The organism is Nonomuraea sp. NPDC050643 (assembly GCF_040654715.1).
Taxonomy (GTDB): domain Bacteria; phylum Actinomycetota; class Actinomycetes; order Streptosporangiales; family Streptosporangiaceae; genus Nonomuraea.
In genome coordinates this window covers 23,889-30,184 of the sequence record NZ_JBFAIM010000109.1, presented here as the reverse complement: position 1 = coordinate 30,184, position 6,296 = coordinate 23,889, and the positions used below count along the sequence as shown (strand labels likewise).

3 protein-coding genes are annotated in these 6,296 nt (G+C 73.9%); 2 read left to right on the top strand and 1 reads right to left on the bottom strand.

The window, feature by feature from the left end; all coding sequences use genetic code 11:
- Window positions 1–1,686: hypothetical protein (locus AB0I15_RS63620; RefSeq protein WP_358119561.1), on the top strand; the 1,686-nt coding region annotated here is incomplete at its 5' end.
- Here AB0I15_RS63620 and AB0I15_RS63615 read toward each other — a convergent pair.
- A complete protein-coding gene (locus tag AB0I15_RS63615; RefSeq protein WP_358119559.1) occupies window positions 1,606–2,796 on the bottom strand; it encodes a cytochrome P450 in 1,191 nt (396 codons plus the stop codon). The genes AB0I15_RS63620 and AB0I15_RS63615 overlap by 81 nt on opposite strands.
- Before the next feature lie 105 nt (window positions 2,797–2,901).
- On the opposite strand from AB0I15_RS63615, the gene AB0I15_RS63610 reads away from it, so the two are divergent.
- Window positions 2,902–6,294 (top strand): phosphodiester glycosidase family protein, encoded by a 3,393-nt coding sequence (locus AB0I15_RS63610; protein WP_358119556.1) that lies wholly within the window; start codon window positions 2,902–2,904, stop codon window positions 6,292–6,294.
- The last annotated feature ends 2 nt before the right edge of the window (window positions 6,295–6,296 follow it).

Sequence of the window (6,296 nt, the reverse complement as noted above, 5' to 3'; positions counted from 1 at the left end):
CGGGGCGCGGCGCTGGCGCTGGCCGACCGCGACGGCAAGGTCGACCTCTACGCCGCCGAGCCGGCCGGGCTGGCCGACTGGTCGCGGTGCCGGGTGCTGGCCGTGGACGTGCCCGCGCTCGTGGAGCCGTACCTGGTGGAGGGCCGGTTGCCGCAGGAGGCCGAGCCGATCGCGCCGGAGCGGCGCCGGGAGCTGGCCCGCCAGGCCGACGGCCAGGTGGGCGCGGCCCTCGACCGGCTGCCCGCCGGCACCGAGATCATCCTGGCCGGGATCGGCGACCACGGCTCGGTGCCGCACCTGCGCGTGGCGATGTGGCAGCGCCCCGGGACGGAGACGCCCGGTCCCGCCGGTCCGGCGGTCGGGGCGAACTCCACGCGGCGCCACGACCTCGTCGTCCTGCCCGACATCACGCCCACCATCCTGACCGCCGCCGACATCGAGCCGCCCGCGACCATGATCGGGCTGCGGTGGCGGCTCGGCGAGCCGATCACGCCCGAGGACCTGCGCAGAGACGACGCCGCGGGCACCACCGTACGCGGCATGACCGGTGTCTTCTTCACCGCGTTCGCGACCCTCCAGGTCGGCTTCTACGCCCTGTCCTACTTCCTGCTCTCCCGCCGCCGGCGGCTCGGCCTGGTCGGGACCCTCTCGATCGTGCTGGCGAGCGTGCCCGTGTCCACCTACGCGGTCAACCTGCTGCCCTGGGACCGCAGCCCGTACCCGGTGGTGACGCTACTCGGCGGGGTGCTGGCGGGCACCGCACTGATCGCCGGCGCGGCCCTGCTGGGGCCGTGGCGGCGCGATCCGCTCGGGCCGCCCGCCGCCGTCGCCGTGACCACCGCCACGGTGCTCGTCGGCGACCTGCTCACCGGCACGACGCTGCAGTTCAACAGCCTCATGGGCTACACCGCCGTGGTCGGCGGCCGATACTACGGGCTGGCGAACATCCCGTTCGCGCTGCTGGCCACGGCCGTCCTCATGGCCACCGCCGTGGCCGCCGAGCACCTCGTGCGCGCCGGGCACCGGCGGCCGGCGGTGGCCGGGGTGGTCGGGCTGGGCGTGGCGGCGATGCTGCTGGCGGGCTGGCCCGGCATCGGCAGCGACTTCGGCGGCGTGATCGCGTTCGTGCCGGGGATCGCGGTCACCGCGCTGCTCGTCGCGGGCCGGAAGGTGTCGGTGCTGAAGCTGGCCGGGTTCTCCGTGCTGGGCGGCGTGGTGGTGTCGGTGATCGCGGTGCTCGACCACCTGCGGCCCCCGGCCTCGCAGACGCACCTGGGCCGGTTCGTGGGGCAGGTGCTCGACGGGACGTTCCTGCCCATGATCGGGCGCAAGCTCGGCGCCATGCTGCACACCATGCTCTCGCCGAACCTCATGCCGATCGTGCTGGCCGGGCTGGCCTTCCTGATCTTCGCCGTGCTGCGGCCCGGGCAGATCAGCGCGGGCGTGGTGCCCCGGGCGTTCGCGCGGGCGCCGATGCTGCGGGCCGGGCTCCTCGGCGCGCTCGTCAGCGGGGTGATCGGCATGCTGGTCAACGACTCGGGCACCGCCGTGCTGTCCATGGCGGTGGCGTTCACCGTGCCCTTGGTGCTCTACGCCGGGGTGCGCTCACCAGCGGAGGAGGAGCTCCTCGGGGGCGCGGTGGATGAGCGTGGCAGCCATGACGACGTCCTGGCTCGCGAGACGTAGGCCGGGCAGCTCGCGGACGAGCAGCTCAAGGGTGATCCTGAGCTGCTCGCGGGCCAGCAGCGCGCCGGGGCAGCCGTGCACGCCGTGGCCGAACGACAGGTGCCGCGCCGGCTCGCGCGCGAGGTCGAACTCGTCGGGCCGCTCGTAGACGGCCGCGTCCCGCCCGGCCGAGGCGAACGACACGAACACCGTGTCGCCCGGGCCCAGCTCGGTGCCGCTCAGCCGGAGCGGCCTGGTGACCTGGCGGCGGAAGCCCTGGACCGGCGCCTCGAACCTGGCCGCCTCCTCGATCGCCGCCGTGATCAGCTCAGGGCGCGCGCACAGCAGCTCCCACTGGCGGCGATCGCGCAGCAGGCGGTGCACGACGGTGCCGAGCAGCGCGGTCGTGGTCAGGTGACCGGCCAGCATGAGGTTCTCGACGTTGGAGGCGATCTCGTCGCGCTGGCCGGGGCTCGGCTCGCCGGGGCCGGGGGCCAGGCCGCGCGCCAGCTCGCCGGTGAGGTTCTCCCTGGTCCTGGATCGGGCGGCGTGCGCGTCCAGCAGGTGCCGCAGACCGGCGACCTCGCGGGCGGCGGCGATCTGGGCCTCCTCGGTCATGGGCGTGAACAGCAGCTCCTCGGCCCGGCGGCCGGCCCGGACGGCGCCGGGCACGTCGGCCGGATCCAGGCCCAGCAGGTGGCCGATGACGGCGGCCGGCAGCGGCCGGGCGTAGCCGGCCATCCACTCCACGCCGCCCTCCTTCGCGAACGACGCCACCAGCTCGGCCGCCGCCGACTCGGCGAACGGCAGCGCCGCCGCGACCCTGGCGGGCGACAGGCCCCGGGTGAGCGGCCGGCGGAGGCGGGCGTGGGCCTCGCCGTCGGTGCTCAGCACGACGGGAGCCCCGCCGGGGGCGCCGGCGAGGGCGGCCAGGGCGCGCGGGGCCGGCATCACGTCGGGGCGGAGCGCGCCGCGCGAGGAGAAGTCGTCCGCTCTGCTCAGCACCTCGCGCACGTCGGCGTGCCGGGCCACCAGCCAGGCGTCCAGCTCCTCGACGAAGGTCAGCCCCGGTGCCGCGCGGGCTCGGGCGTAGAGGGGATAGGGGTCGCGGTAGAGCGCCTCTCGATCCACCCGTCCATCCTGTAAGGCGGGGTGGCGCAGGGACAAGTTGTGAAATTATCTTTTAGTTCACTCCCAAGTCTTGAAAGTTATATCCACGAGCGATTGAGTTCGGTCGTGCAGACCCTCCGATTGCTGGCCGCCGCCGCGCTCGTCTTAGGCCCGATGGCCCTGAGCGCGCCCGCGCAGGCCGATCCCGCACCCCCCGCCGAGGACGCCCTCGAGGCGTCGTCCTATCCCGCGCCGTCCACCCTTCTCGCGCGGGCCGCAGCCGGGCAGCGCCTGGAGACGGCCAAGAAGACCCGGCCCGTCGCGCCCGGGATCTCGCTGACCTCGTTCGACACCTTTGACGCGCTCGGCTGGCTGCGCGCGGACGCCGTCACCGCCGACCTGGGCGGCGCGAAGGCCGACTACGTGTTCTCGGGCGAGGTCTCCAAGACCGAGCCGCTGTCGGGGCCGGCCAAGCGCTCGCGCGCCGTCGCGGCCGTCAACGGCGACTTCTTCGACATCAACAACTCCGGCGCCGCCCAGGGCATCGGCGTGCAGGACGGCACGCTGGTCCAGTCGCCGGTGGCCGGCCACGAGAACGCGGTCGCGGTGACCGGCGACGGCGTCGGGCGCGTCCTGAAGATGTACTTCGAGGGCAGCGCCACCCCGGCCGGTGGATCGCCGATCGCGCTCACCCAGTTCAACCAGATCGTCCAGGGCGGCGGCGTGGGCCTGTTCACGCCGCTGTGGGGCTCCTACAACCGGGCCCGCGCCGTCGAGGGCGCCACGTCCGTCGCCGAGGTCGTCCTGGTGGACGGCGTCGTCTCCGAGGTACGGACCTCCGCCGGCACCGGCCCCATCCCCGCCGGCACGACCATCCTGCTCGGCCGGGACGCCGGAGCCGCCGCGCTGTCCGCGCTGAAGGCCGGCGACCGGGTCGACGTGAAGTACCGGCCGAAGCCGTCGGACGGCAGCTCCGTGAAGGCGGCCGTCGGCGGCAACTGGGTGCTGGTCAAGGGCGGCGTCGTGCAGAACTCGGCCGACCCGGCCGCGCACCCGCGCACCGCCGTCGGGTTCTCCGCCGACGGCAGGAAGATGTACCTGCTCACCGTGGACGGCCGCCAGGCCGACAGCCGGGGCGTCACGCTCAACGAGCTGGCCGAGATGATGGTCGACCTGGGCGCGGCCGACGCGCTCAACCTCGACGGCGGCGGCTCCTCCACCATGCTGGCGCGCGAGCCCGGCTCCGCCGACGTCCAGGTGGAGAACAGCCCGTCCGACGGCGGCGAGCGCCACGTCCCCAACGGCCTGGCGCTCTACGCGCCCGAGGGCAGCGGCAAGCTGAAGGGCTTCTGGCTGGAGACGGCCACCGACCCCGCCAAGGCGCCCGGCGTCGGGCCGGTCGCGGGCGGCCGTCCCGAGCGCGTCTTCCCCGGCCTGTCCCGGCGGCTGAGCGCCGCCGGCTACGACGAGACGTACGGCCCCGCCGCCGGCACCCCGTCCTGGCGGGCCGAGCCCGCCGCGCACGGCGTCATCCGCGGTGGACGATTCCACGCCCTCGTCCCCGGCCAGACCACCGTCACCGCCTGGAACGGCATGGCCAAGGGCACCCTCGACCTGACCGTGCTGCAGCCCCTGCGGCGGCTCGGCACGACGGCCGACCGGCTCGGGATCGCCGCCGTGGGCGGGACGGCCACGTTCGGCGTGGTCGGCTACGACCACAACGGCAACTCCGCGCCTGTCGAGCCCACCGACCTCGCGCTCGACTACGACAAGGACCTCTTCGAGGTCACCGCCACCGAGCACGGCTCCTTCACCGTCAAGGCCAGGCGGGCCACCGGCTCCGGCCTGATCACCGCGAAGGTCGGCACGATCACCACCGCCGTGCCGGTGACCGTCGGGTTCGAGGACAAGCCGGTCGCCGACTTCGAGGACGCGGCCAGGTGGACGTTCGCCGCCGCTCGCGCCACCGGCTCCCTGTCGGCCGCGCCCGGGCAGAGCGGGGGCGGCCTGAAGCTCTCGTACGACTTCACCACCTCGACCGCCACCAGGGCCGCCTACGCCAGCCCGCCCCAGCAGATCGTGGTGGACGGGCAGCCGCAGGCGTTCGGGATGTGGATCAACTCCACCGGCAAGGGGGAGTGGCCGAGCCTGGAGTTCTACGACGGGCTCGGGCAGTCGCAGATCCTGCGCGGGCCGTACATGACGTGGACCGGCTGGAGGTTCGTCGAGTTCACCGTGCCGCCCGGCGTCAACTACCCGCTCAAGCTGCGGCGCTTCTACGTGGCCGAGACCAAGGCCGACGTGAAGTACACCAACGAGATCCTCATCGACGGGCTGGTGGCCAAGGTGCCGCCGTCGGTGTCGGCCCCGCCCGTGCCCAAGGTGGCCGACCCGGTGGTCAGGACCGAGGTGTCCGGGATGCCGTGGCGGTTCGCGGTGATGTCGGACGCGCAGTTCGTGGCCAGGGAGCCGGACAGCGACATCGTCAGGAACGCCCGCCGCACGCTGCGCGAGATCAAGGCGGCGGACCCGGACTTCCTGCTCATCAACGGTGACCTGGTGGACGAGGCGTCGCCCGAGGACTTCGCGCTGGCGAAGAGGATCCTCGACGAGGAACTCGGCGGAACGGTGAAATATCACTACGTCCCGGGCAACCACGAGGTCATGGGCGGCAAGATCGACAACTTCCGGGCCGTCTTCGGCGACACGTACAAGACGTTCGACCACAAGGGCACCCGCTTCGTCACCCTGGACACCTCCCGCCTGACCCTCAGGGGCGGCGGCTACGACCAGGTGGCGATGCTCCGCGCCGAACTCGACAAGGCCGCCGGGGACGACTCGATCGGGTCGGTCACGGTCCTGTTCCACGTGCCGCCGCGCGACCCGACGCCCGGCAAGGGCAGCCAGCTCGGCGACCGCAAGGAGGCCGCGCTCGTGGAGGGCTGGCTGGCCGACTTCCAGCGCACCACCGGCAAGGGCGCCGCCTACATCGGGGCGCACGTCGGGACGTTCCACGCCGACCGGGTGGACGCGGTGCCGTACTTCATCAACGGCAACTCCGGCAAGAACCCGGCCACCGCAGCCGACGACGGCGGGTTCACCGGGTGGTCGCTGTGGGGCGTGGACCCCGTGACGCGGGGCGAGGCCGAGCACGTCAGGCGGAACTGGTTCGCCGACGCGCCGGCGTGGATCGGCACCCAGGTGCGCCCGCACCTGGACGAGCTCACGCTCACGGCCCCCGCCACCGTCACGTCGGGCGCGCCGGCCACGGTGACGGCCGTGGTCAAGCAGGGGAGCCGGACGGTGCCGGCGGCGTACCCGGTGTCGGTGAAGTGGTCCGGCTCGCCGAACCTGCACGTCGGGACGCGTGAGACGGCCAAGCCGTGGCACGCGGCCGTGCTCGACCCGGCGACGGGCACGCTGACGGCCCTGCACCGGGGCCAGGTGACGGTCGCCGTCACGGTCAGCGGCGTCACCCGGCAGGCGCAGGTGTCGGTGGCCGCCAGGGCCGCCGCCTGACC